16 protein-coding genes and 1 tRNA gene are annotated in these 24,212 nt (G+C 64.4%); 5 read left to right on the forward strand and 12 right to left on the reverse strand.

Translation table 11 applies throughout. The features are described 5' to 3' along the window. Nucleotides 1-89 precede the first annotated feature (89 nt). A complete protein-coding gene (locus OOB33_RS11585; RefSeq protein WP_171827861.1) occupies nucleotides 90-386 on the forward strand; it encodes a hypothetical protein in 297 nt (98 codons plus the stop codon). 92 nt (nucleotides 387-478) lie between these two features. On the opposite strand, the gene OOB33_RS11590 is transcribed toward OOB33_RS11585, so the two are convergent. Both OOB33_RS11590 and OOB33_RS11595 read right to left on the reverse strand, forming a co-directional pair. Beyond that, a complete protein-coding gene (locus tag OOB33_RS11590; RefSeq protein WP_102767316.1) occupies nucleotides 479-1,003 on the reverse strand; it encodes a GNAT family N-acetyltransferase in 525 nt (174 codons plus the stop codon). A 122-nt stretch (nucleotides 1,004-1,125) separates the two neighbouring features. After that, nucleotides 1,126-1,305: a hypothetical protein gene (locus OOB33_RS11595; protein WP_271008777.1), complete on the reverse strand. Its 180-nt coding sequence runs from the start codon at nucleotides 1,303-1,305 to the stop codon at nucleotides 1,126-1,128. Nucleotides 1,306-1,420: 115 nt separating this feature from the next. Here OOB33_RS11595 and OOB33_RS11600 point away from each other — a divergent pair, with 115 nt between their 5' ends. Beyond that, nucleotides 1,421-1,921, forward strand: coding sequence for an SET domain-containing protein (locus OOB33_RS11600; RefSeq protein ID WP_271008778.1), 501 nt, complete (start codon nucleotides 1,421-1,423; stop codon nucleotides 1,919-1,921). 67 nt (nucleotides 1,922-1,988) lie between these two features. Here OOB33_RS11600 and OOB33_RS11605 read toward each other — a convergent pair whose 3' ends face one another. Together OOB33_RS11605 and alaS are read right to left on the reverse strand one after the other, a co-directional pair. Beyond that, nucleotides 1,989-2,711 (reverse strand): UPF0149 family protein, encoded by a 723-nt coding sequence (locus OOB33_RS11605; RefSeq protein WP_271008779.1) that lies wholly within the window; start codon nucleotides 2,709-2,711, stop codon nucleotides 1,989-1,991. Nucleotides 2,712-2,793: 82 nt separating this feature from the next. Further along, nucleotides 2,794-5,436, reverse strand: coding sequence for an alanine--tRNA ligase (gene alaS / locus OOB33_RS11610; RefSeq protein ID WP_271008780.1), 2,643 nt, complete (start codon nucleotides 5,434-5,436; stop codon nucleotides 2,794-2,796). A 162-nt stretch (nucleotides 5,437-5,598) separates the two neighbouring features. Between alaS and OOB33_RS11615 the strand changes: the two genes are divergently transcribed. Beyond that, nucleotides 5,599-7,089 carry an NAD-dependent succinate-semialdehyde dehydrogenase gene (locus tag OOB33_RS11615; protein ID WP_271008781.1) on the forward strand — a complete coding sequence of 497 codons (1,491 nt, stop codon included), beginning with the start codon at nucleotides 5,599-5,601 and terminating at the stop codon, nucleotides 7,087-7,089. Between the two features lie 131 nt (nucleotides 7,090-7,220). Here OOB33_RS11615 and OOB33_RS11620 read toward each other — a convergent pair whose 3' ends face one another. After that, on the reverse strand, nucleotides 7,221-10,505 hold the full coding sequence (locus tag OOB33_RS11620) for a TonB-dependent receptor (protein ID WP_271008782.1): 3,285 nt from the start codon (nucleotides 10,503-10,505) through the stop codon (nucleotides 7,221-7,223). Nucleotides 10,506-11,283: 778 nt separating this feature from the next. On the opposite strand from OOB33_RS11620, the gene OOB33_RS11625 reads away from it, so the two are divergent. Further along, nucleotides 11,284-12,864, forward strand: a complete 1,581-nt coding sequence (locus OOB33_RS11625; protein ID WP_165794521.1) for a bifunctional metallophosphatase/5'-nucleotidase — start codon at nucleotides 11,284-11,286, stop codon at nucleotides 12,862-12,864. Nucleotides 12,865-12,958: 94 nt separating this feature from the next. Here OOB33_RS11625 and OOB33_RS11630 read toward each other — a convergent pair whose 3' ends face one another. The 3 genes from OOB33_RS11630 to OOB33_RS11640 form a co-directional block, all read right to left on the reverse strand. Further along, nucleotides 12,959-13,240 carry a hypothetical protein gene (locus OOB33_RS11630; protein ID WP_271008783.1) on the reverse strand — a complete coding sequence of 94 codons (282 nt, stop codon included), beginning with the start codon at nucleotides 13,238-13,240 and terminating at the stop codon, nucleotides 12,959-12,961. Nucleotides 13,241-13,394: 154 nt separating this feature from the next. After that, nucleotides 13,395-13,468, reverse strand: a tRNA-Gly gene (locus OOB33_RS11635). A 72-nt stretch (nucleotides 13,469-13,540) separates the two neighbouring features. Next, nucleotides 13,541-14,413, reverse strand: coding sequence for a dioxygenase family protein (locus OOB33_RS11640; RefSeq protein ID WP_271008784.1), 873 nt, complete (start codon nucleotides 14,411-14,413; stop codon nucleotides 13,541-13,543). 165 nt (nucleotides 14,414-14,578) lie between these two features. Between OOB33_RS11640 and OOB33_RS11645 the strand changes: the two genes are divergently transcribed. Further along, on the forward strand, nucleotides 14,579-17,188 hold the full coding sequence (locus tag OOB33_RS11645; RefSeq protein ID WP_442953000.1) for an ABC transporter permease: 2,610 nt from the start codon (nucleotides 14,579-14,581) through the stop codon (nucleotides 17,186-17,188). 150 nt (nucleotides 17,189-17,338) lie between these two features. Here OOB33_RS11645 and OOB33_RS11650 read toward each other — a convergent pair whose 3' ends face one another. The 4 genes from OOB33_RS11650 to OOB33_RS11665 all read right to left on the reverse strand — a co-directional run bounded on the left by OOB33_RS11650 (nucleotide 17,339) and on the right by OOB33_RS11665 (nucleotide 24,172). Beyond that, on the reverse strand, nucleotides 17,339-19,384 hold the full coding sequence (locus OOB33_RS11650) for a methyl-accepting chemotaxis protein (protein WP_271008785.1): 2,046 nt from the start codon (nucleotides 19,382-19,384) through the stop codon (nucleotides 17,339-17,341). 51 nt (nucleotides 19,385-19,435) lie between these two features. Then, nucleotides 19,436-21,631: a methyl-accepting chemotaxis protein gene (locus OOB33_RS11655; RefSeq protein WP_271008786.1), complete on the reverse strand. Its 2,196-nt coding sequence runs from the start codon at nucleotides 21,629-21,631 to the stop codon at nucleotides 19,436-19,438. A gap of 97 nt (nucleotides 21,632-21,728) precedes the next feature. After that, complete coding sequence (locus OOB33_RS11660; RefSeq protein ID WP_102767287.1) at nucleotides 21,729-22,259, reverse strand: chemotaxis protein CheW; 531 nt, start codon at nucleotides 22,257-22,259, stop codon at nucleotides 21,729-21,731. A 59-nt stretch (nucleotides 22,260-22,318) separates the two neighbouring features. Next, nucleotides 22,319-24,172, reverse strand: coding sequence for a methyl-accepting chemotaxis protein (locus OOB33_RS11665; RefSeq protein ID WP_271008787.1), 1,854 nt, complete (start codon nucleotides 24,170-24,172; stop codon nucleotides 22,319-22,321). Nucleotides 24,173-24,212: the final 40 nt, after the last annotated feature.

Below are 24,212 nucleotides of genomic sequence, written 5' to 3' on the forward strand. Positions count from 1 at the left end.
TCGCTTTTTACTGGAGCTGACCCTGCGCCTTGGTGATACTTCGCTCCATTGATGACAGATCGCCCAAAGCAGGCGGGGGAGTATTGGAAATGCAGCAACGTCAAAAGACACGGGCAAGGCACTCAGTCCAGCCCTTCTCTCGTGCCTGGGCCGCGCCCCTGGCGCTCAGCGCCGCTTTCCTGGGATTGGCTTTTCCGCCGGCACCGGTGCAGGCCAGCGAAGTGGTCAAGCTGGCGCGCCTGGTGGTGACGGGCAAGCGCCTGAGTTCCGCCCCGGTCGTTCGTGCCCCGGCCAAGCAACTGCCCAAGGTGGTGGTGGAAGGCCAGGCCACGCCGGAAGAGATGCGTATGGCCGATCTGCGCCGCGCACAGTTCCGCCCGATTTGAGTGAAGCCGGCGCTTCTGGCGCGGTAATCATTCCCCAAAAAGCAAAAGGCCGCGTTCGCGGCCTTTTGCTTTTTCGGTCGCTTGCACCGTCTTCAGTTCCAGCGCGGCGGATTGGGGTGCAGGCGCGCCATGGCCAGGGTGTCGACATAGACCCCGTTGCGCAGGGCGTAGGCGCGCATCAGGCCCTCACGCTGGAAGCCGAAGCTCTCGTAGAGCCGAATTGCCCGGGCGTTGTCGGCGTAGACCGTCAGCTCGGTGCGCAAAACCTGGCCCCAGTTGTCGGCATAGTCCATCAAGGCGGCCATCAGGGCCCGGCCGATGCCTTGGCCCTGCGCTTCGGCGGCGACCGAGATGCCCAGGCCCATGGCGTGGCGCCGGCGCAGAGAGGCGCCTGCCGGATGCAGGCCGGCGCTGCCAAGCACCTGGCCCTGAACCTCGGCCACCAAGGACAGATCGGTCTTGCCGGGCACGGCGTTGTCCTGCAGGCGGGCTCGCCAGAGCTCCTCGCTGGGGTAGGGCAGTTGCAGCAGGCCGGAGAAGACTTCAGGGTGGGACATCAGCTGGGCCATGGCGGCGGCGTCTGAAACCTGGCTGCGTCGGATCGTGATCTTCTCCATCGGGGGCTCCTTCGGTTGGAAAGCAAGCGCTTGTTGAAATGCGCGGGGCGAGAAAAGAAAAAGCCCGCTGGGTGGCAGCGGGCTTTTCGGGGGAATCAGGCTTGTGTGGTGAGGCCGGGCCTTCAGCTGTGAGGGGCTGCCCGCTGTTGCAGCCCCACCAGGTGTCCATGTGCATGGGCCAATAGCATGGCGCCCACGCAGGACGGCATCCGGTCCACCACCATGGCACGCTGCTGCATGTGGTGATGCTTGACGCGGCTGCGTTCAGCGTTGCGGCGAGCGGAAATGGCGGCGGAGGTCATGCGACCCAGTATGTCGGCCCGCCCGGCCCTGGGTCAAGCGCGAGGCGATGGGCGCCGATGCAAAGCGGGTGAACTGCGGCGCGGCAGCGACAGGGGCTGCGACAATCGCGCCACCATGCCGCGCCTCTCTGCTTTGCCCACCGAGCCCCGATCTGTGACCCAGGAGGCGGCGCCCGCCGACGCAGCAGCGGCGGGCAAGCGCCCGCCCTTGCCGGCCGAGCGTTTCGCCTTGCGCGTGGGCGAGAGCCCCATCGATGGCTTGGGTGTGTTTGCGGCCGAGCCGATTCCGCATCGGCGCAAGATCGGTGAGCTGCGCGGTGAGGCCATCTCGGTGCGCGAGGCGCGCCGCCGGGCCAAGGGCCGTGAGCGGATCCACATCGTCGAGGTTTCGGAGACCCGGGCGGTGGATGCCACTTTGTCCACCGACGCGCTGCGTTGCATCAACCACAGCTGTGCCGCGAACGCGGTGCTGCGCATCAGCCAGGGGCGGGTGGAGTTCTATGCCTTGCGCGATATCGAGGCCGGCGAAGAGCTGACCTGCGATTACGGCGAAAGCCACCACGAGGGGCGGCTGCGCTGCCGCTGTGGCGCGCCCAACTGCGCTGGGCGTTTGTGAGCTGAACCCGGCAGCGCCGTCGCCGGCGAGTCTGAGCTCGCCGGCTTCAGGTGCAGGGTGTCAAGCCTCAGGCATCCGGGCCTTCGGCGTCGTTGGCGGCTTCGTCCCGGTCGGCTTGCTGCACCCAGAACAGGCGCAGGTCCTGGGCCGAGAACAGGGCGTCGTCCAGCAGCACGTCCTGGTCGACTTCTTCGCCTTCGTCGTAGGCTTCGGCGATATAGGCTTCGCGCTGCTCGCCCGGGGCCATGGCCACGGCGGCCACGGACATCAGCATGGCGTCCAGCATCTGGCCTTCTTCGCTCTCACTGTCGAAGATGTACCAGGCTTCTTCGAAGTCATCGACGGCTTGCATGAAGCCTTCGACCCACATCAGGCCATTGGGCGGCAGCTGTTCCAGCTGCTCGGCCGTCAACACGCCCTGGCTCAGCAGGTCGGCCTTGGTGGCCTCGTCGAACTCGGTGATCAGCGGCGTCAGCTGCATGGCTTCCGGGTTGGCGGCCAGAGCTTCGGGGTTGAGGCTGTCGGCGATTTCGTTCCAGCGCTCGTGCAGCACGCTCATGAACTCTTCGGTCGCGTCCTGCTCGTCCAGGGCATCGGCCCAGTCTTCGCCGAACAGCGCGTCCATGGCCTGGATGGGCGTGACCACAACCGGGCCGCAGATCAGCGCGGTCAGGTAGCCATCGAGCATGTCGATGGGCACGGCGGTTTCGTCTTCGGGGGTGGCGGCCACGAGGATCTGCAGGAGAGCGGCCAGGCGCTCGGCGTTTTGGTGGTCAATGGTGTCGCTCATGCGGACTCCTGGTGGGGTGCAGCTGAAAAGAACAAGGGCCCATTCGCTTGGGCCCTTGCGTGTGGGGAGGATGGTAGGGGGTTTACAGGCGTTCTGCCACCCAGGCCTGGACCGAGGCCAGCGCGGCCGGCACGGCCGCCGGCTGCGTGCCGCCGGCCATGGCCAGATCGGGCTTGCCGCCGCCCTTGCCGCCGCATTGCTGGGCGACGAAGCTGACCAGCTCGCCGGCCTTCAGGCCACGGGCGATGTAGTCGGCGGTGACGCCCGCCGACAGGTGCACCTTCTCGCCTTCGACGGCGGCCAGCACGATCACGGCCGAGTGCATCTTGTCGCGCAGCTTGTCGATGGTTTCGCGCAGGGTCTTGGCATCGGCGCCATCGAGGGTGACGGCCAGGACCTTGGCACCCTTCACATCGATAGCCTGAGTCAACAACTCATTGCTCTGCGCGGCAGCCAAGCGGCTCTTGGCCGTGGCCAGGTCTTTCTCCAGGGCCTTGACCTGGTCCAGCACGGCTTGCAGGCGCGGCTCCAGCTCGGCCGGCGCGGTCTTCAGGGTTTGGGCGGCGCGGCTGACCGTGCCTTCCAGCTGCTGCAGATAGGCCAGGGCGTTGTCGCCGGTGACGGCTTCGATGCGGCGCACGCCAGCGGCCACGCCGCCTTCGGACACGATCTTGAACAGGCCGATATCGCCGGTGGCCTTGACGTGGGTGCCGCCGCAGAGTTCCTTGGACGAGCCGATGCTCAGCACGCGCACGGTTTCGCCGTACTTCTCGCCGAACAGCATCATGGCGCCGCTCTTCTGCGCATCATCGAGCGCCATGACCTCGGCCTTGGCACCGGCATTGGCCAGGATCTCGGCGTTGACGATGGCCTCGACCTTGGCGATCTGCTCGGCCGTGACCGGGGCGTTGTGGGCAAAGTCGAAACGGGTGCGCTCGGCGTTGACCAGCGAACCCTTTTGCTGCACGTGGGCACCCAGCACTTCGCGCAAGGCCTTGTGCATCAGGTGGGTGGCGCTGTGGTTGCGCACGGTCTTGGCACGGGCTTCGGCGTTGACGCGGGCGACAAAGCTGTCGCCGGCCTTGATGCAGCCTTCCAGCACCCGGCCATGATGGCCGAAGACATCGGCCTGGATCTTCAGCGTGTCTTCCACGGCGAAGCGGCTGCTGTTGTTGCGCAGCTCGCCGGCATCGCCGGCCTGGCCGCCGCTCTCGGCGTAGAAGGGCGTGTGATCCAGCACGACGACGGCGTCATCGCCGGCATTCGCCTGCTCGACCAGGGCGCCGTCCACGTAGACGGCCGTAACTTTGCTGCTCTCGCAGACCAGGTGCTCGTAGCCGTGGAAGGCGGTGGGCTGGCCCTTGTACTCGAGGCCGGCGGCCATCTTGAACTTGCCGGCAGCACGGGCTTGCTCGCGCTGGCGCGTCATGGCGGCGTCGAAGCCGGCCTGGTCGACGGTCACGCCGCGCTCGCGGCAGACGTCGGCGGTCAGGTCGGCGGGGAAGCCGTAGGTGTCATGCAGCTTGAAGGCCGTTTCGCCGTCGAAGACGGTGCTGCCGCTCTTGCCCATCTCGACCAGGGCGGCTTCTAGGATTTCCATGCCGTTGGCAATGGTCTGGAAGAAGCGCTCTTCTTCCTGCTTGAGCACCTCGGTCACGCGGGCTTGCGCTTGGCGCAGCTCAGGGTAGGCCTCGCCCATCTGGTTCACCAGCTCGGCCACGATCTTGTGGAAGAAGGGGGTGCGGGCGCCCAGCTTGTAGCCGTGGCGGATGGCGCGGCGGGCGATGCGGCGCAGCACATAACCGCGACCTTCATTGCCCGGGATCACGCCGTCGACGATGGTGAAGCTGCAAGCGCGGATGTGGTCGGCGATGACCTTGAGCGAGGCGCTGTCCTTGTCGCAATCCTGAGCGCCGGAGCTGTCGACCGCTGCCTTGGCTGCGGCCAGCAGGGCCACAAAGGTGTCGATCTCGTAGTTCGAGTGCACATGCTGCAGCACGGCGGCCAAGCGCTCCAGGCCCATGCCGGTGTCGACGCTGGGCTTGGGCAGGCGGTGCATCACGCCGTCTTCAGTCCGGTTGAACTGCATGAAGACGTTGTTCCAGATCTCGATATAGCGGTCGCCGTCTTCGTTCGGGCTGCCCGGAGGACCGCCAGCGACATCGGGGCCGTGGTCGTAGAAGATTTCGGTGCAGGGGCCGCAGGGGCCGGTGTCGCCCATCATCCAGAAGTTGTCGGACATGTAGCGGCCGCCCTTGTTGTCGCCGATGCGCACGATGCGCTCGGCGGGCACGCCCACCACCTTGTTCCAGATCTCGTAAGCCTCGTCGTCCTCGGCGTAGACGGTGACCCAGAGCTTCTCGGCCGGCAGCATGAACTTGGTGGTCAGCAGCTCCCAGGCGTAGGAGATGGCGTCATGCTTGAAGTAGTCCCCGAAGCTGAAGTTGCCCAGCATTTCGAAGAAGGTGTGGTGGCGCGCGGTGTAGCCGACGTTGTCCAGGTCGTTGTGCTTGCCGCCAGCGCGGATGCATTTCTGGCTGGTGGTGGCGCGGCTGTAGGCGCGCTTGTCGAAGCCCAGGAACACGTCCTTGAACTGGTTCATGCCCGCGTTGGTGAACAGCAGCGTCGGGTCATCGCCAGGCACCACGGGGCTGGACGCCACGATCTGGTGACCTTTGGATTCAAAAAACTTCAGAAACGTCTGGCGAATTTCAGCTGCTTTCATTCCGTGGCTTTCTGCGGGCAGCCCTGTCTTTCGAACAGGGTAAATGCTTGATTTTTGTGGACTTTTGATTATAGGTCGCGGGCCGCACCGTCCGGGCGAGCGGTGGCGGCGAAGCAGGTAGAGTGTGGCCCCAAGAAGCCACGAACCTAGGAGACCTCTGCAATGGACCACAGCAAGAATTCACCCCTGGCCGCACTCGATGACGCCAGCCTTCTGCGCACCCAGGCCTTGATCAACGGCGAGTGGGTGGCCGGCAGCGAACGCTTTGCCGTCGTCGACCCGGCCACTGGCGCGCAACTGGCCGAGGTGGCCAATCTGGGCGCCGGCGATGCGGAAGCGGCGATTGCCGCGGCGCAGAACGCCTTCGGCCCCTGGCGCAGCAAGACGGCCAAGGAGCGCGCCGCCATCCTGATGCGCTGGTCGCAGCTGCTCCACAAGCATGCCGACGACCTGGCCCGCATCATGACGGCCGAACAGGGCAAGCCGCTGGCGGAAGCGCGCGGCGAAGTGGTCTACGGTGCCAGCTTCATCGACTGGTTTGCCGAAGAGGGCAAGCGGGTCTACGGCGAGACCATCCCGACCACCGACAACAACAAGCGCTATCTGGTCATCAAGCAGGCCATGGGTGTGTGCGCGGCCATCACGCCCTGGAATTTTCCGATCGCCATGATCACCCGCAAGGTGGCACCGGCGCTGGCTGCCGGCTGCACGGTGGTGATCAAGCCGGCCGAAGCGACGCCGCTGTCGGCCCTGGCCGTGGCCGAGCTGGCGCAGCGCGCCGGCATGCCGGCCGGTGTGCTCAATGTGCTGACGGCGGACGCCAGCAACTCCATCGCCATCGGCCATGTGCTGTGCGAGAGCGATGTGGTGCGCCATCTGTCGTTCACCGGTTCGACCGAGGTCGGCCGCATCCTGATGCGCCAGTGCGCGCAGACGGTCAAGAAGCTGTCCCTGGAGTTGGGCGGTAACGCGCCTTTCATCGTCTTCGATGACGCCGATCTCGACAGCGCTGTGGAAGGCGCCATCGCCAGCAAGTACCGCAATGCCGGCCAGACCTGCGTTTGTGCCAACCGCCTGTATGTGCAGGCCGGCGTGTACGAGGCCTTCCTTGACAAGCTCAGCGCCAAGGTTGCCGCGCTCAAGGTGGGCAACGGCTTTGAGCCGGGCGTGAACGTCGGCCCGCTGATCGACGAGCAGGCCATGGCCAAGGTGGAGTCGCATGTCAACGACGCGCTGGCCCTGGGCGCGCGACTGCTGAGCGGCGGCAAGCGTGCCAGCGAGCTGGGTGCGCAGTTCTTCGAGCCCACCTTGCTGGCGGATGTGACGCCGCAGATGCTTTGCTCGCGCGAAGAGACCTTTGGCCCGGTGGCGCCGGTGTTCAAGTTTCAGACCGAGGCCGAGGCCATCGCCCTGGCCAACAACACCGAGTTCGGCCTGGCCAGCTACTTCTACAGCCGCGATATCGGCCGGATCTTCCGGGTCGGCGAGGCGCTCGAGTACGGCATGGTGGGTGTCAACACCGGCCTGATCGCCACCGCCGAGGTGCCCTTCGGCGGCGTCAAGCAGTCGGGCCTGGGCCGCGAGGGCGCGCACCACGGCATGGACGATTACGTCGAGATCAAGTACCTCTGCCTGGGTGACATCCAGAAGTGAGCTGAGTTGCTGTGAGTCGCCGAGCTCCCGCTGGAGTCGGCGATCATAAAAAAAGGGGCCGCGTGAGCGGCCCCTTTTGCATTCGCTGACTCCCCAAGGCTGCAGGGCCAAGGAGAGGGCTTTGTGGGTTCTTAGAACTCGTACTTCAGGGTCACTTGCAGTGCCCACTGAGATTCGCCCTTGTTCTGGCGGGTGGTGTAGTCCTCAACGTCCACGGTGTTGTAGACGTACTTGCCATCCTTCATGCCGGCGAAGTTGACAAAGCTGCGCGGGTTGGCGCCGCCCGAACCGCTGGTCGAGCTGCCTTGGAACAGGATCTCATCCACACGGCCCCAACGCTTGTTCAGCAGATTGCCCACGTTCAGGATGTCGAAGGTGAAGACACCCTTGTGCTTGCTGCCAAAGCCCGGAACTTCCTGGCTCACACGCAGATCGAAGCTGTGCACGAAGGGCATGAAGCTGCTGTTGCGCTTGATGACGCTGCCGCGGGCCGCACTCAGGTCCGGGTTGCTGTTGACCACAGCCCAGAAGCGGGCCTCGTTGGCTTGGCGTTCAGCGTCAGTCTTGCCGTGGAACAGAACTTCACCCGAGCCAGGAGCTTTGGGGATGTACATCAGGTCGTTGCCGAAGATGCCATCGCCGTTCATGTCGTTGTTGAAGGTCCAGCTGTAGGGCTTGCCTTGACGGCCTTCGTAGAACAATCCGACGGTCGTCTTGTAGCTGCCGACGAAAGCCTTGCTCCAGTTCACTGCGGCGCTGAGGCGATCGCGGATGAGGTAGCTGGAATTGGCTGTGACATCTTCGTTCGGGTTCAGCACCGAGCGGGCGTAGTAGTTGGAGCCGGCGGTGGACGAGGTCAGCGGGCTGACTTCGGTGGCGCTGGTGCGGGTATAGGCTGCTTGCCAGCTCCAACCCTGGTTCTGCTGCGACAGCGACAGGGTCAGTGCGTTGCCGTCACCCTTGGATGTGCGCTCTGCCAGCAGGACATTGCCGAACTTGGTGTTGGCATTGCCGCGAACCTTGCCGCCGCAATTGCTGATCAGCGTGGATCCGCCGTCCCAGCAACTGGTGCCCAGTGCGGCTGCGTTGTAGTAGATCTCACGGCCATCGCTGCCAGTCAGCGTGGGGGTTCCCAGGTTCAGGTGGCGGAAGTAGATGCCGTCCTTGTTCTTGGTGTGGATCCACTCGGCACCGGCAACCAGTCCGTACCAAGGCAGTTCAGTGTCATAGGCCAGATTGAACTTCCAGACCGAGGGCTGCTTGGCGTTCGGCGACAGGATGTCGACGTTGGCAATGGGAGCTTGGCCCGCGATCACGGGTTGCTTGTCCGGGTCAGCACTGAACTTGACCGTGTTGCAGGGTGTGCCGGTGTTCGCGCAGGCAATCTGAGCGGTGGCCATGCCCGTGTTTTGGTAAGGATTGGTCAGCCACACATTGGCGGCCGAGCCTTGGAACAGGCCGAAGCCGCCACGGACTTGCGAACGCTTCTTCTCGACGGCGTCCAACGAGTAGTTGAAGCCAAAACGGGGCTGGATCAGCTTTTGGCCGTCGATGTTGACGGAGTTGTCATAGCCGAAAGCGGTTTTGACATCCGGGTTGTTGATCGGGCGATCGTTGGTGTTGGCCTGGTCGATGCGAAGACCCGCCACGATGGACAGCTTCTTATTGATGGTCCAGGTGTCTTGGGCGAACAGACCCACATTGCTCAGCGTCCAGTTCGCAGCACCGTCAGCCAGCGTTTTGCTGCTGTCCTTGGGCAGTTGCACCGAGTAGCTGGTCGGGATGCCCTTGGTGAACAGATCCACAGGATCCGTACCTTGGAACACATACGCACCCTTAGTTTGCTGCAGGAAGGCGTTGAAGATCTCATTGCGGCTGTAGTCCGCACCCGCCTTGATTTCGTGGTCGCCCAGAATCAGGTTGCCGGCCACATAGCCGTCCAGGGTCTTGGTCTTCAGTTCATTGAAGTGGCGGCTGGCCTCGGTTCCGAACAGCAGCGTACGGTTGCCGCCTTGGGTGCCCGCCGGAGAGGGCGTAGTCCAGATCAGCGAAACCTGTGGCAGGTTGGAGTTGTTGAGGAAGCCCTTGCTGTAATCGCGGTTCGAGAGCTTGACTTCGGTCGAGAAGTCCGAGGTCCAGTCGGCAAACCATTGGCCCACCAAGGTTTCCAGAACCTTGGACTCCGAGCTCCAATGAGAGTTCAGCGCCAACGAGCGGTTGTTCACGCCGTAGAACAGCGGTTCTTTCTGGTCGGTCTTGGAATAGCGCAGGTTGGCGCGGTGGCTCTCGCTGATGTTCCAGTCCAGCTTCAGCAAGGTGTCCTTGACAGACAGCTCAGTGCCTGCCGGCACTTCAGCAGTGCCCACGTCCATGCCCTTGGCTTTGGCCGCTGCAGTGGCCGCGCTGATTTGCTCAGGGGTGATGCCGACGTTGGTCAAGCTGCTGCCCAGCGGGCCGAACGACGGCGTGGTGCGCGAGCTGTGCAGCTCCTCATAGCTGCCGAAGAAGTACAGCTTGTCCTTGATGATGGGGCCGCCCAGGGTGAAGCCCTTGGTGTCTTCCTTGAACTCCGGCGTGTTGGTGTACAAGCCGCTGGCGCGGCTGTAGCGTTGGCCGGTCAGCTTGTCGTTGCGGTAGACGTAGTAAACGCTGCCCTTGAAATCGTTGGTGCCCGACTTGGTCACCGCATTGATGTTGGCGCCGGTGTAGCCTTGCTGGGTGACATCGAAGTTCGAGATGTTCACCTGAACCGACTGGATGGCGTCGATCGAAATGGGCTGCTTGGCCGTCGGCAGACCATTGGACTCGAGACCGAAGGTGTCGTTGGTACGAACGCCGTCAATGGTCACGGCATTGAAACGAGCGTTCTGACCCAGCGCCGAAATCTCACCACGCTCTTTGTCGGTTTGCGAAATGCGCGGGTCGGTACGTGCGTAGTCCTGCAGATTGCGGGCAATCGAGGCGTAGGCGTCGAGTTCCTTGCGGCTCAGATTGCTGCTGGCACCTTGGGCTCCGGCGTTGAACTTGGTGGCTGCGCTGCCGGTCACGGTGACCGTGCTCAAGACATTGCCGCCCAAGGTGAAGTCCAGTGCGGCGGTTTCAGCCAGTGCCAGGAAAACGTCATCGCGTGTCTGTTTGTCAGCGCCCTTGCTCACAACGATGACGTAAGGGCCGCCCACGCGCAGGCCACGTGCTGCGTAGCGACCGTCGGCGTCGGTCACGAGATTGTTGACCGAGCCAGACTCCAGATGACGCACCACGACCGCTGCGCCAGCGACCGGTTTGCCATCAGCGCTGGTGATGCGCCCCGAGATGGCCGAGGTCGTGTTCTGTGCCATTGCCGGAGCGGCCGCCACGATGGCGACTGCGACGCTCAGCGCCGTCCGGGAAAAATCTGACCAATGCCTGCTGCTCATCGTGATTACTCCAATAAAAGCGCTGAAATACGCGTAAAAAATTTGTCACAAAAATGTACATCGAAGGCAGTCGCAAACGTTTACTTGCGACTGATTTCCGCATCGAAGCCACAATGGATTCGGTTTGCAGAGAGTCCTTCTTGTCAAACGTCGGGCCTTGTGTCTGACACTTTCTTCCCGGCCTGAGCTCGCGGAGCTTTCATTCGAAAACGTTTGCGCGCGGGTTCAAAAAAAAGCGGTAGACGGGGCAGAATGTTCAATTGTCGTTCCAGCTTGGGCTTAGGGCCGCATGGGAACTAGATCGCATGACCCAATTTTCCAGCTCCCGAGCGCCTTGGCGATATCCGGGTGCACCCGGAAGTCGGGGGTGTTCGAAGCTCAAAACCGGCCAAATCTGTCTCCAGGACGGACTGTGCCGAGGGGATGTTGAAGTTCCGTGACACCTTCTGTGGCCTGCGTTCTGCGTTGTGAATTCGCGACGAAAGCTCATTGGCCGGGTCTTGGAACACGTGGGCGCGCTGTCACGACGCTTTTTTACGATGACGGTGCTGGTGAAATTTTTGTCGGCCGAGACCGTTCGCGGTCGGATCGGTCTGTTTGCTGCTTTAGGGAGTCTGCCTTGTCTTCATTCATGCACCTTGCCGCTCACGCGCCGGGCCGCGCACGCGCTCAGGGTTCGGCGTCGCGCTGGACAGGCTTGTCCTCTTTGAGCCTGTTGGCGCTTGCCCTGGCGGGCTGTGCCGCGCCCGTGGCGCCGGTCGCGACGACACCTCGCGAGTTGAGCATTTTTTCGATCAACGATTTCCACGGGCATATTCAGCCCAAGTCACCCACGCCCCTGATGCCACGGCTGCCGGATCCGCAGACGGGTGAGATCAAGCCTCAGCCCGCTGGTGGCGTGGCCTATCTGGCCGATGCCCTGCAAAAGCTCCGCGCGCCCCGCCAGCACTCGGTGTTTGTGGCTGCAGGCGATTTGATCGGCGCTTCGCCGCAGCTCTCGTCCCTGCTCAAGGATGAGCCGACCCTGAGTGCGCTGGGTGAACTTGGCCTGGTCGCTACATCGTTGGGCAACCATGAGTTGGATGCAGGCCTGCCTGAGCTGATGCGCAAGGCGCGCGGTGAATGCCCCGCGAATGGCTGCGTCTGGCCCGAATTCAAGGGCCCGGGCTTTCCGTACCTGGCGGCCAATCTCCTGGATGCCAACAGCGGCCGGGCCCTGCTGCCCAGCCATGTGATCAAGGAGGTGGGCGGGTACAAGGTCGCTTTCGTGGGTGCTGTGACCCGCGACACACCCCTGGTCGTGGTGCCGCGCGCCATCACTGGTCTGCGCTTCGCTGACGAAGCGGACACCCTGAACGCCTTGGTGCCACAACTGCGTGCCGAGGGCGCGCAATTGCTGGTGGCGGTGATGCACGAAGGCGCCACCCAGGCCGGGGGCGCCAATGATCCGAGCTATGCCTGCCCGGGCATTCAAGGGCGTGGCGTGGACATCGCCAACCGGCTCGATCCGGCCTATGCCCTGATCATCAGTGGCCACACCCACCAAGCCTACACCTGCAAGATCAAGGGCCGCCTGCTGGTGCAAGCCGGCAGCTACGGCGGATGGATCACCGAAAGCCGCCTGACCTTGGACGCCGAAGGCAAGGTGCTGGATGCGCAGGCGGTCAACCATCCGGTGCTGCAATCGGCTTACCAGCCGAATCCGGCGTTTGTGGCCCTGGTGCAGCGCGCGGCGGCCCTCACGGCTGCGGTGCGCACCAAGCCGGTGGCGACGCTGAGCCAAGGCGCTCAGCGCAGCACTCGCGCGCCGTTTGGCGATGGCACGCTGGGCAATCTGGTGGCCGACTCTCAGCTGGCCTACGCCAAAAAGCGTGGTGCAGCGGACATCGCCCTGATGAACCCGGGTGGCATTCGCGCCGACCTCACAGTGGAACCGGGGCGACCCGTGACCATGAGCGATCTGTTTGCCATCCAACCCTTCGCCAACGAGCTGGTGGTGATGAGCCTCAGCGGCGCACAGTTGCATGAGCTCTTGCTGCGCCAATTGCCCAAGGGTGATGCCCCGCCGCGAATGCTGCAGATTTCCCACAGCTTGCGCTACCAGTGGACGCAGGATGCCGATGGCAGCTCGCGCCTGACCGAGGTCAAAGTCGACGGCCAACCCTTGGACCTGCAGCGCAACTACCGCGTCGTGGTCAACAACTTCATGGCCGATGGCGGCGATGGCCTGAGCGTGTTGCGCCAGGGCAAGGACCGCGTGCCTCTGGGCGTGGACATCGACGCCATGGTCGAGTGGCTGTCCGAGAACCCTGCGGGCGCCATGGCGCAGATCGAGCCGGGGCGCATTCGCAAGCAGTAAGTTTCGGGCCTGCGGCGTCAGAGTCGGAGACGGCCACTTGGTCTTGGCACCCCGTGGCGTCAGTCCGCGTTGCGCGCGTCGCGATCAAATCAAGTCAGCGCTTGTCCCCGCTCATCGTCAGCTGCGCAAAGGCGGCGGCCCAGACATCGAAGCTGGATTCGCTGACCTCCAGGCCATCCAGCCCGCAGCTCGAGAGCTCGGCGCTGGCGCCGGGCTCAAGTCTTGCTGGCGGGGCCGGTGTTGGCAGAGAGTTTGAGGCGCGGCCGGCAAGGGCAAAGGGATTCATGTCGGGCTTGGGGAGTTCCATGCCGACAGCATCGCCCGATTGCCGGGTTTCAACCATCCTCCTGGAGGGGGTGGGCAGCAGCCCCGCCATGCGGGGCTTCCTCCCGATGGGGGAGGGTGCTGGAACTGCGCTAGGAAAGCCAATCCAGGCCAGACCCAACACATGGAGGATGGGCTGGGTGGTGGGGCAGAAGGCGCAGTGGAGCAAGACCTGACCCCACCAAGGTTCAGCAATGGGTGAAAGTTGGAGCGGGCGAAGGGAATCGAACCCTCGTCTTAAGCTTGGGAAGCTTCAGCTCTGCCATTGAGCTACGCCCGCTTGGTGGTGGTGTGCATCAGCAGTACGCTGATGCGCGCGCCAGTATAGCGAGCCGCGCTGGCGAACCCCGACTCAGCACTTGTCCGATGCCAGGGCCTGCGCCAGGCTGTCAGCGCCCGGACCGAAGGCGTAGGCATCCATGCCGAGGCTGCCGTAGGTCAGGGCGCTGTGGATGCGTCGCGGCGCGTGCAAGCGCCCCTCGGCACCTGCGGCAACAAACCAGGGCAGGAGATGCTCGTCCGTGGGGTGCATCTCCAGCGCGTGCGGCGCTTGTTGGCGGTAGTCCAGCAAGGCCTCCCAATCGCGAACCCGACTGCGAGCCTCCCACCAGGCGCGGAAGGTGGCCGAGGCGGGCAACTCGTGGGCATCGATCGGCGGCATCTGGCCGCCGGCGAATACCAAGCTCAGGTTGTGGGTCAGGCTGCCGCTGCCCATGATCAGCGCGCCGTGGGTTTCGCTCAGGGACTGAATCGCTTCGCCCAATGCGAACTGCTGGCTCGGGCTTTGGCTGGGCACGAAGGCCAGAGGCAGCACGGGGACGTCGGCGTCTGGATACATGGCTCGCAAAGGAACCCAGATGCCATGGTCCAGGCCGCCCTGAGGCAAGGAATGTACGGTGAGGCCTGCTTTTGCGGTCAGTGCTTGCACCTCGCGGGCCAGCGAAGGTGCACCCGGCGCGTCGTAGCGCAAGCTGCGCAGTCGGGGGTCGAAGCCGCCAAAGTCGTAGATGGCCTCATGCCGGGGGCCGGCCAGCAAGACAGGCTGCCGAGCCGCGGTGTGCGCCGAGACGATGAGAATGGCTTCGGGCCGGCCGTGGCGCGCGTCTAGGGTGCGCCCCAACTGCTGCCAGAAGGGGCCAGTTTCATGAGCCTCCAAGGCCGTCATGGGGGAACCGTGGGACAGAAAGAGGCTGGGGAAGCGGCGTTTCGGTGCGGCGATGGTCATGCGTTGATTGGACGCCCGTCCGCCAGGTTCAGGGCTGCAAGCGCTTGAACACAGCATTCAGCGCGATTGCATGGCGTTCTGCTTCAAAGCCCACCAGCCGGCCTGAGTGCTGCCAGAAGGCCTGACGAACAGCAGTGCTCTCGGGGACTCGCTACAGTGCGCCTCATGAATTCAAGCACCACCGCCTCCGCTGCCCCCGGACTGTTGACGCTGCCCACGGCACGGCCACCCCATGTCATGCACATGGCCTGGCGCCAGCTCTGGCGAGATTGGCGCGCCGGCGAGCTGCGCCTGCTGATGGTGGCCGTGGCCTTGGCCGTGGCGGCCTTGTGTGCGGTGAGCTTTCTTTCCGACCGTTTGGAGCAGGGCTTGCGCCGTGATGCCGCGCAGCTGATTGGCGGCGATGCCGTGCTCCTGGCCGATCAACCAGTGCCCCAGGTTTTGCAGGATCTGGCACAGGAGCTGGGCCTGACCCCAACGCTGAGTGCCAACTTCCCCAGCATGGCGCGCGCCACCGAGGCCCAGGGTGGGCGCAACCGACTGGTGGCGGTGAAATCGGTAGGGGCGGCCTATCCCCTGCGCGGCCATTTGCTGCTGGCCGATGGGCGGCGGGTCGGCGCACCCAAGCCGGGAGAGGTCTGGGTGGATGCTGCGGTGCTGGATGCGCTGCAGATCCGGCTCGGTGACAGCCTTCTACTCGGTGATGCATCGCTCAAGGTCGGCGGCGTCATCGTCACCGAGCCTGACCGAGGGGCTGGTTTCTTGAACTTTGCGCCGCGCCTGATGATGTCTGATGCCGATCTGGCTGCCACGGCCCTGATTCAGCCTGGCAGTCGCGTGACCTATCGCTTGGCCGTGGCGGCCCTGTCTCGCGCCGAGCGGCCGGCGCCTCCGGCTCAGGCGGTGGCTCAGTTTGTGGAGCGGGCCAAGGCCTTGATCGAGGCTTCGGCCTGGCGCGGCGTGCGGCTGGACTCCTTGGACAGCGGCCGCCCCGAGATGCGTCAGACCCTGGACCGGGCGACCAAGTTTCTCAAGCTGGTGGCCATGCTCTCGGCCCTGCTGGCCGCGGTGGCCGTGGCCCTGGCCGCGCGTGATTTCGCCGGCCGGCATCTTGACGACTGCGCCATGCTGCGCGTCTTGGGCCAGGCGCAGCGCCGCATCGCCTGGGCCTACAGCATCGAGTTTGCCTTGGCAGGCCTGATGGCCAGTGTGATCGGTGTGCTGCTGGGCTTGGGCTTGCATTTCGCCTTCGTGGGTTTGCTCTCGGGTTTGTTTGAGGTCAGCCTGCCCGCGCCTTCGTTCTGGCCCGCGGCCTTGGGCCTGGGCCTGGGTTTGAGCCTCTTGATGGGTTTCGGTCTGCCGCCGGTGTTGCAACTGGCGGCGGTGCCGGCGCTGCGCGTCATCCGGCGCGATATGGGCGGTCTGAAGGCCGGTTCGACGCTGGTGCTGGTGGCCGGCGTGCTCGGCTTCGCGGGCATCTTGATGGTGCTGGCCGGTGAACTCAGCCTGGGCTTGATTGCCGCCGGCGGCTTTGCGCTGGCGTTGGGACTGTTTGCCGGCATGGCTTGGCTGGCGGTGCGTGTGCTCAAACGCTGGGTGCCCTTGAGTGGGCAGGCGGCTGGCAGTGCGGCCGTGCCGCGTTGGCTGCTTCTGGCCACACGCCAGGTGGCGGCGCGGCCGGGCTTTGCCGTCGTGCAGGTTTCGTCCTTGGCCGTGGGCTTGCTGGCTTTGGCGCTGTTGGTGCTGCTGCGCACCGATCTGATTGACAGCTGGCTCAAGGCCACGCCGGCCAATGCGCCCGACCGCTTTGTGATCAATTTGCAGGGTGATCAGGTGCCGGCCTTCCGCACGCAGATCGAGGGGGCGGGCGTCAAGACCTACGACCTCTTTCCCATGATTCGCGGCCGCCTGCTCAGCATCAACGATCAGACCGTCAAGCCTGCCATGTACAAGGACGAGCGGGCGCAGCGCCTGGTGGAGCGCGAGTTCAACCTCAGCCACAGCGCCGAGCTGATGTCGCACAACAGCGTGGTTCAAGGTCAATGGGTGGTGGACGAGGCCGATGGTCTGAGCGTGGAGCAGGGCCTGGCCGAAACCCTGGGGCTCAAGCTCGGTGATCGCCTGCGTTTTGATGTCGCTGGCCTGCCGGTGGAGGGGCGCATCACCTCCATGCGCAAGGTCGATTGGTCCTCCATGCGGGTGAACTTTTTTGTGCTGTTTCCTCGCAAGACCATGGCCGATCTGCCCGCCAGCTGGGTGTCTGCCTTCCATGCGCCGGCCGAATCGAGCCTGGATCGCGAGCTCAGCCGTGCCATGCCCAATCTGACCGTGGTCGATGTGTCGGCCCAGCTCAAGCAGGTGCAGTCGGTGCTGAACCAAGTGATCCAGGCGGTGCAGCTCTTGTTCGGCTTCACGCTGGCCACCGGCCTGGTCGTGCTGCTGGCCTCGGTGGGCAGCACGCGCGAGGCCCGCACCCGCGAATTCGCCTTGATGCGGGCGCTGGGTGCCAGCTCCCAGTTGCTGGCCCGGGTGCAGCGCGCCGAATTGCTGGGGGTGGGCGCTCTGGCCGGCTTCTTGGCCGGCGCGGTGGCCGTTTTGCTGGGCGCCTTGCTGGCGCGTTTTGTCTTCGGTTTTGCCTGGAGTTTGAACTTCTGGGTGCCGTTGTTCAGCATGCTGGCCGGTGCCGTGCTGGCCCAGTTGGCGGGATGGTGGAGCCTGCGCGGCGTGTTGCGCCGGCCGGTGATGCAGACCTTGCGCGAGGCCGACACACAGTAGCTGCGAACGCAGGGCAGGGCGGGGCAACCGCTTCCAGGGGCTTCCTCGTTTATGCCGGGCCGGAAATGACTGCGGGCCGCTTGATGCGGCCCGCTTTGATGATTCTGATGTTGGTGCTGCCGCTGCGCTGGCTCAGCCAGCGGCAGGCACTCAGAAGGACTGCCAGTCGTCGTCGTTGTCCGCCGGCTTGGCTGCAGGAGCCGGCGCGGGCGTGCTGCTGCTTGCCGAAGGTGTTGGCCGCGCGGCAGGTTTGGCCGCAGGGGCTTTGGCAGCAGCAGGCTTGCTGGTGAAGTGTGCGCTGCCATTGTGGCTGCTGCCGCTGCTGCTGGCGCTACCGGCCGGCTTGCTGGCCGGGCGTGGGGCGCTGGCGGCGCTGCGCGCATGGCCCTCATCGCTGCCCAGACGGAACACCGAAACCACCTCGGTCAGGCGATGGGCTTGATCCTTCAGGCTTTCCGCGGCGGCTGCGGATTCTTCCACCAGGGCTGCGTTCTGCTGCGTCATCTGATCGAGCTGCACCACGGCGCCATTGACCTGGCCGATGCCATCGCTTTGCTCGCTCGCGGCCGCGGTGATCTCGCCGATGATGTCTGTCACGCGTTGCACGCTGGAGACGATGTCGTTCATCGAGGCGCCGGCCGCTTCCACCAGCTTGGAGCCCACTTCGACTCGGTCGACGCTGGCGCCGATCAGGCCCTTGATTTCCTTGGCGGCTTCGGCCGAGCGCTGAGCCAGGCTGCGCACTTCGCTGGCCACCACGGCGAAGCCGCGGCCTTGTTCGCCGGCTCGCGCTGCTTCCACGGCCGCGTTCAAGGCCAGGATATTGGTCTGGAAGGCGATGCCATCGATCACGCCGATGATGTCGCTGATCTTCTTGGAGCTGTTGTTGATCTCGTCCATGGTGGTGACCACCTGGCTGACGACCTCACCGCCCTTGGCCGCGGCCGAGGAGGCCGAGGAGGCCAGCTGATTGGCGGTCTGCGCGGCATCGGCCGTCTGGCGCACGGTGCCGGTCAGTTGCTCCATCGACGAGGCCGCCTGTTGCAGATTGGAGGCGGTTTGCTCGGTGCGCTGCGACAGGTCTTGGGCGCCCAGGGCGATCTCGCTGGAGGCCGTGGAGATGGAATTGCTGGCGGAGCGCACATCGAGCAGGATGCGCTGAATCTTCTCGGCAAACATATTGAAGGAGCCGGCAATGCGCGAGATCTCGTCGCGGCCGGCCTCGGGCAGGCGCTGCGTCAGATCGCCGCCACCGGCACTGATTTCGTCGAGCGCGGCGCGCACACGGTCCAGGCCACTGAGCATGGTGGAGATCACCGTGGTCATCAGCGCGCCTGCCAGCACCATCACCACGATCAGGACGATGGCCGCGGTGCGCAGCAGCGAGCTCAGCGAGGCCAGCGCTTCGCTGCGATCGGCTGCCACCACCAGCACCCAGTCGGTGTTGGGAATGGCCACGCCGCGCAGCAGGAAGTCCTGGTTGCCGATGGTGGCATCGACCCAGGGTGCTCCGGCTTCCTGCACCTGTTTCAGGGCCTTGGCGTCTAACTGCGGGGAGAGCTCGCTGACCGGCTTCAGGGCCAGTTCGGCATTCGGGTGGGCGACCAAGGTTCCCTTGCTGGACATCAGGAACGCAAAGCCATTCGGCGTCGGCTTGATGGCCTTGACCGTGGCCGAGACCTCGTTCAGGAACACATCGGTGGCCGCCACAGCCTTGGTGCTGCCGCCTTCCTTGACGGCCACGGCGAAGGTCACCACCAGCAGCTTGCGCGCGGCGTCCATATAGGGCTCGGTGATCACCGGCCCGCTGGCATTGGAGGCCAGGGTGTACCAGGGGCGGCCGGTCGGGTCATAGCCGGGCGGCAGTTCCTGGGGGGTGTTGAACAGCATGCGCTTGTCGGCATGGCCGATATAGCTTGCCTCCAAGCGGCCTGACTTGGCCGCCTGCACCAAATAGGGCTTGGGGTCGGCCTCGGCCGCGGCCGGCACCATGGAGGTGACGATGTCGCGCTGCATGGTCACCCATTGGTTGATGGCCGCCGCGCGGCCCGCCGCCAAGGCATCCAGGCTGGCCAGCTCGGTGGTGTAGGTGTGACCGCGGACGATCACATAGTTGGCGATCGTGGCCAGGCTCAGGGTGAGCACCACCACCACAATGCTCAGCGCGGTCAAGCGTGTCTTGATGGAATCAAACATGAAGAAGAGTCCTTGCTGGAGATGCGGGGGAACGACGAAACGGATGCAGGCTCAGAAGCTTTCCCAGTCTCCTTCTTGAGCGGCTGGGGTCGAAGCACGTGGAGCGGGCGCGGGTGCCGAGCGGGCTGAGGGCGCAGGGGCCGGGGCAGGGGGGCTGGTGCTCTCGCCGCCGGTCGGCTTGCTGCTCGCTTTTGCCGTGGTGCTCGTCTTGTTCGCAGCACGATGCGAAGTTGAGGCTGCCGGTTTCGCCTTGGTAGTGCCCGTGGCATTGGCTGTGGAGCTTTGCGGTGCAGGTCGACGGCTCGGCGCTGTGCTCGCTACATGGTGGCCTTGTGCCAGGCGGAACACCGACACGGCTTCAATCAGGCGCTGGGCCTGATCGCGCAGGCTTTCGGCGGCGGCGGCGGATTCCTCCACCAGGGCGGCGTTCTGCTGCGTCATCTGGTCCAGTTGCACCACCGATTGATTGACCTGGCCGATGCCCTCGCTTTGCTCGCTGGCGGCCGCGGTGATCTCACCAATGATGTCCTGCACGCGCTGCACGCTGGACACGATGTCGGTCATCGAGCTGCCGGCCTCGTTGACCAGGCGCGAGCCTACTTCGACGCGCTCGACGCTGGCGCCGATCAGGGTTTTGATCTCCTTGGCTGCTTCGGCGCTGCGCTGGGCCAGGCTGCGCACCTCGCTGGCCACCACAGCGAAGCCGCGACCTTGTTCGCCCGCGCGCGCCGCTTCCACGGCCGCGTTCAAGGCCAGGATATTGGTCTGGAAGGCAATGCCATCAATGACGCCGATGATGTCGTTGATCTTGCGCGAGCTGGTGTTGATCTCGTCCATGGTGGCCACCACCTGGCCCACCACCTGACCACCCTTGGCTGCGGCGCTGGCGGCCGAGGATACGAGCTGGTTGGCCGTCATGGCGGAGTCGGCGGTCTGCTTGACTGTGCCAGTCAGCTCGGCCATGGAGGAGGCGGCCAGTTGCAGGTTCGACGCAGTTTGTTCGGTGCGTTGGCTCAGGTCCTGGTTGCCCGAGGCAATCTCGGCGCTGGCCGTGCCGATCGAGTCGGAGGACTGCCGCACGGTACCGATGGTCTCTGCCAAGCGCCCTCGCATGGCTTCGGTCTGCTGGATCAGCAGGCCGATTTCGTCATGGCGCTGGCTGCTCACCGAGGCCGACAAGTCACCCTGGGCGATGGAGCTGATCGCCTCGGTCAAATCGCTCAGCGGCTTGCTGACCCAATTGCGCATCATCCAGAACAGGCCGAAGCCCAGGCCGGCCGTGGTCAGGGTCAGCATGATCCAGAAGGGCACCATGGTGGCCCAGTGCGAGGCCATGGACTCGCTCGGCGATACCTGGGCAATGATCCAGAAGCCGCCCTGCGGGTTGCGGCGCCCGACGGCGAAATAGCTTCCGCCCTTGCCATTGAGCACGTCAGGTGCGTCCTCAACGACGCCGTCCTTGGAGGCGATCAGGGCCGCCATGAACTTGTCGAACTCGGGGCTCACCTCGCTGGCCAGCTTGTTCTTGGCCGTGGGGTGGGAGACCAGGCGGGCATTCTTGCCGTCGGCATCGGCGGCCACGGCATAGGTACCCCCCGATTCGAAGAACTTGGCATCAGCCGCCATCTTGTCCATGGCCTTCTGGAAGCCCTCCATATCGAGGGCAATGGCCAGCAGACCGATGATCTTGCCTGCCTCGCTCTTGATCGGGTCGTAGTAGGCCATGTAAACCTTGCCCTCCAGCACCACCCGGCCGGCGAAGGGCTTGCCCTGCATCAGCGTGGCATAGCCGGGGTGGCTTTTGCCCAGCGGCGCCGTGTTGCGCTCGCCGGCTGCGTTCTTCAACGAAGAGGTGATGCGGATGAAGTCATCACCCTTGAGGGCGAAGATCGACGCCGCACCGCCTGTGGTGCCGGCGAATTTGTCGACCTGGGTGGTGTTGCCGTTGAGCTTGGGGCCCCAGTCGCGCAGGTCGCCGGTGCTTTCGTCGAGCTGGAAGACCGGACCGAACTCCTGGCGGAAGGTGCCATAGCTCTGCTGCACCATGGTCTTGGCCACATCGTCCATGGCCGTCATCGAATCGACCAGGGATTGGGTCTTGTCGCCGACCCAGCTGGTCACCCGGTCATGGGCGACGCGGGTGAGGAGGATGCTGACAGCGCCGCTGACCGTCAGAAGTGAGGCGGCCAGGGCGATCACGCCCACCAGAGAGACGCGCCGTGCGATCGAGGTCACACCTGATGCCATTTTGCTGCTCCAACGAAGTCTTCGAAGAGTGGTGCGCCGCTGCGTGATCCGGCAGCGGGTCATGGCATCCCGCTACCTGGGCCGGCGCGGGATAGGCTTACATGGCCAGGGAGTCCATCAAGCCCATGTCGGCGCTGCTCATCAGGCCTTCGATGTCCATCAAGATCAACATGCGCTCGCTGACGGTGCCGATGCCGGTGATGAAGCTGGTGTCGACCGAGGCCGAGCTCATTTCTGGCGCCGGGCGGATCGCATCTCGATTCAGTTCGAGCACATCGCTGACCGAGTCGACCACCGCGCCGACCACGCGGTTGCGCACATTGAGCACGATCACCACGGTGAAGCTGTTGTACTCGGCGCTGGGACAGCCCAGCTTCAAGCGCAGATCAACGATGGGCACGATGACGCCGCGCAGATTGACCACGCCCTTGATGAAGTCCGGCGCATTGGCGATGCGGGTGGGCGGTTCATAGGAGCGGATTTCCTGAACCTTCAGGATGTCGATGCCGTATTCCTCGGCACCCAAACGGAAGGTCAGGTATTCGCCACTGGCCGGGCCGTGCGCTTTCAGGGCCAGGTTGCCAGTGTCCTGGCGCAAGGCCGGCACGTTGTCTCGGGTGGTTTCCATGGCTTACCTCGTGTGGTGTGCGGGTTTGACAAATTGCTCTTGAATCGAGGAGGCGGTGATCAGAAAGATTCCCAATCGCCTTCGGCCTGTGCCGGCTGCGGGGCCGGTGCGCGGGCCGGGGCCGGCGCACGAGCCGAGGCTGGAGCCGTGCTCGTGGCCGATGTTGCTGGGCGCGGGCTGGCTGAGGTCTTGCTCGATGCCTGCGCTCCATGGTGGCTGGAGCTTGCCCCGCTCCTGGCCCCCAGGCTGCCGCCCGAACTGCTCGCAGCGGTTTTTTTGCCGGAAGATTTCACGCTGCCCAGCGATTTGCCGGCGCCGAAGCCGGTCGCCGAGGCGGGTTTGGCATCGGCTTTGACCTTGAAGCGATCGACCGCTTCAGCCAAGCGTTCGGCCTGGTCCTTGAGGCTTTCCGCCGCCGCCGCCGACTCTTCAACCAGGGCCGCGTTCTGCTGGGTCATCTGGTCCAGCTGTACCACCGACTGATTGACCTGACCGATACCGTCGCTCTGCTCGCTGGCCGCGGCCGAGATCTCGCCAATGATGTCGCTGACGCGCTGCACGCTGGTGACGATGTCGGTCATGGAACTGCCGGCTTCCTGCACCAGACGCGAGCCGGTTTCCACCCGCTCGACGCTGGCCCCGATCAAGGTCTTGATCTCACGGGCCGCTTCGGCGCTGCGCTGGGCCAGGCTGCGCACTTCGCTGGCCACCACGGCAAAGCCGCGGCCTTGCTCACCGGCACGCGCTGCTTCCACGGCGGCGTTCAGGGCCAGGATGTTGGTCTGGAAGGCGATGCCATCGATCACGCCGATGATGTCGCTGATCTTCTTGGAGCTGGCGTTGATCTCGTCCATGGTGGCCACGACCTGGCCTACCACCTCGCCGCCCTTGGCCGCGGCGCCCGAGGCCGAGTTGGCCAATTGGTTGGCGGTGCGTGCAGAGTCGGCAGTCTGCTTGACGGTGCCGGTCAGCTGAACCATGGAAGAAGCTGCCTGCTGCAGGTTGGAGGCGGTCTGCTCGGTACGGCCGGACAGATCCTGGTTGCCTGTGGCGATCTCGACGGAGGCGGTACGAATGCTGTCCGCCGAGATGCGCAGATGGCCAACCAGACTTTGCAGGGCCTGCTGCATGTTCTGCAGCGAGTTCATCAGGTGCGAAGCCTCATCCTGGCCCACCACCTCGCGAGCGCTCATGGTCAGATCGCCCTTGGCAATCGCATCGGCCAGCGCACCGGCTTCGGCCAGGGGCGTACAGATGCTCTGCATGTTCAGCAGGGTCAGCGGTACCACGATCACCGAGCTGAGAATCAGCACGGCAATGAACACGGTAAACACAGTGCTCTGGGTGGACTCGCTCGCCTGCAGCGATTTCGCCGTATCCTGCTCAAGAGAATGGCGCAGCTCATTCAGCAGCTTCTCTGCTTCTTGGGCATGGTTCTTGGCGGCTTTCAATGCGTTGTTCGCTTCAGCCGCGCTGGTGACGCTGCCGGTTTCAAGCTGGGCCAGAACCGGTTGAGCCTTGGCAACATAGTCCGTCATCAGAGGCATGATCTGACCCATGACGCGGTTGTTGGCGTCATCGTGGCCGACCATCAATGCCTTGATGTTTTCTTCCAGGGCCTTGCGGGCCTCATCCCACTTCTGGTGATAGCTTTTGATCTCATCGGGTTGGGCATGTGTGATGACCATGTCCTTCTCAAAGCGCCGCAGATTGCCCATGGCCTGGATCATCAGGGTCATGTGCTTGGCATCCACCACGGACTTGTCGGCCAGCTGCTTGCTTTGGCCGCGCAGCGAGTTCATGCCGTACAGCCCGACGCCGCCAACGATCACCAGCAGTGTCAAAACCATGGCAATGGCTCCGATCATGCGGGTGCGGATGCTGAACATGCGGAGCATGGCGCTCAGGTTCATCGATTACCTCTATCGTTCATTTCGAAAATGCGCTCAGGCC

Source organism: Paucibacter sp. B51, from assembly GCF_027863535.1.
In the GTDB taxonomy this organism is placed as follows: Bacteria; Pseudomonadota; Gammaproteobacteria; order Burkholderiales; family Burkholderiaceae_C; genus Paucibacter_A; species Paucibacter_A aquatilis.

Bases quoted from the DNA above. Each gene is read 5' to 3' on its own strand.
- OOB33_RS11590 (WP_102767316.1), bottom strand. From the start codon at position 1,003: ATGGAGAAGATCACGATCCGACGCAGCCAGGTTTCAGACGCCGCCGCC.
- alaS (WP_271008780.1), bottom strand. From the start codon at position 5,436: ATGAAAGCAGCTGAAATTCGCCAGACGTTTCTGAAGTTTTTTGAATCC.
- OOB33_RS11650 (WP_271008785.1), bottom strand. From the start codon at position 19,384: ATGTTTGATTCCATCAAGACACGCTTGACCGCGCTGAGCATTGTGGTG.
- OOB33_RS11585 (WP_171827861.1), top strand. From the start codon at position 90: ATGCAGCAACGTCAAAAGACACGGGCAAGGCACTCAGTCCAGCCCTTC.
- OOB33_RS11605 (WP_271008779.1), bottom strand. From the start codon at position 2,711: ATGAGCGACACCATTGACCACCAAAACGCCGAGCGCCTGGCCGCTCTC.
- OOB33_RS11630 (WP_271008783.1), bottom strand. From the start codon at position 13,240: ATGGCGGGGCTGCTGCCCACCCCCTCCAGGAGGATGGTTGAAACCCGG.
- OOB33_RS11645 (WP_442953000.1), top strand. From the start codon at position 14,579: ATGAATTCAAGCACCACCGCCTCCGCTGCCCCCGGACTGTTGACGCTG.
- OOB33_RS11640 (WP_271008784.1), bottom strand. From the start codon at position 14,413: ATGACCATCGCCGCACCGAAACGCCGCTTCCCCAGCCTCTTTCTGTCC.
- OOB33_RS11620 (WP_271008782.1), bottom strand. From the start codon at position 10,505: ATGAGCAGCAGGCATTGGTCAGATTTTTCCCGGACGGCGCTGAGCGTC.
- OOB33_RS11660 (WP_102767287.1), bottom strand. From the start codon at position 22,259: ATGGAAACCACCCGAGACAACGTGCCGGCCTTGCGCCAGGACACTGGC.
- OOB33_RS11655 (WP_271008786.1), bottom strand. From the start codon at position 21,631: ATGGCATCAGGTGTGACCTCGATCGCACGGCGCGTCTCTCTGGTGGGC.
- OOB33_RS11665 (WP_271008787.1), bottom strand. From the start codon at position 24,172: ATGAACCTGAGCGCCATGCTCCGCATGTTCAGCATCCGCACCCGCATG.
- OOB33_RS11615 (WP_271008781.1), top strand. From the start codon at position 5,599: ATGGACCACAGCAAGAATTCACCCCTGGCCGCACTCGATGACGCCAGC.
- OOB33_RS11595 (WP_271008777.1), bottom strand. From the start codon at position 1,305: ATGACCTCCGCCGCCATTTCCGCTCGCCGCAACGCTGAACGCAGCCGC.
- OOB33_RS11600 (WP_271008778.1), top strand. From the start codon at position 1,421: ATGCCGCGCCTCTCTGCTTTGCCCACCGAGCCCCGATCTGTGACCCAG.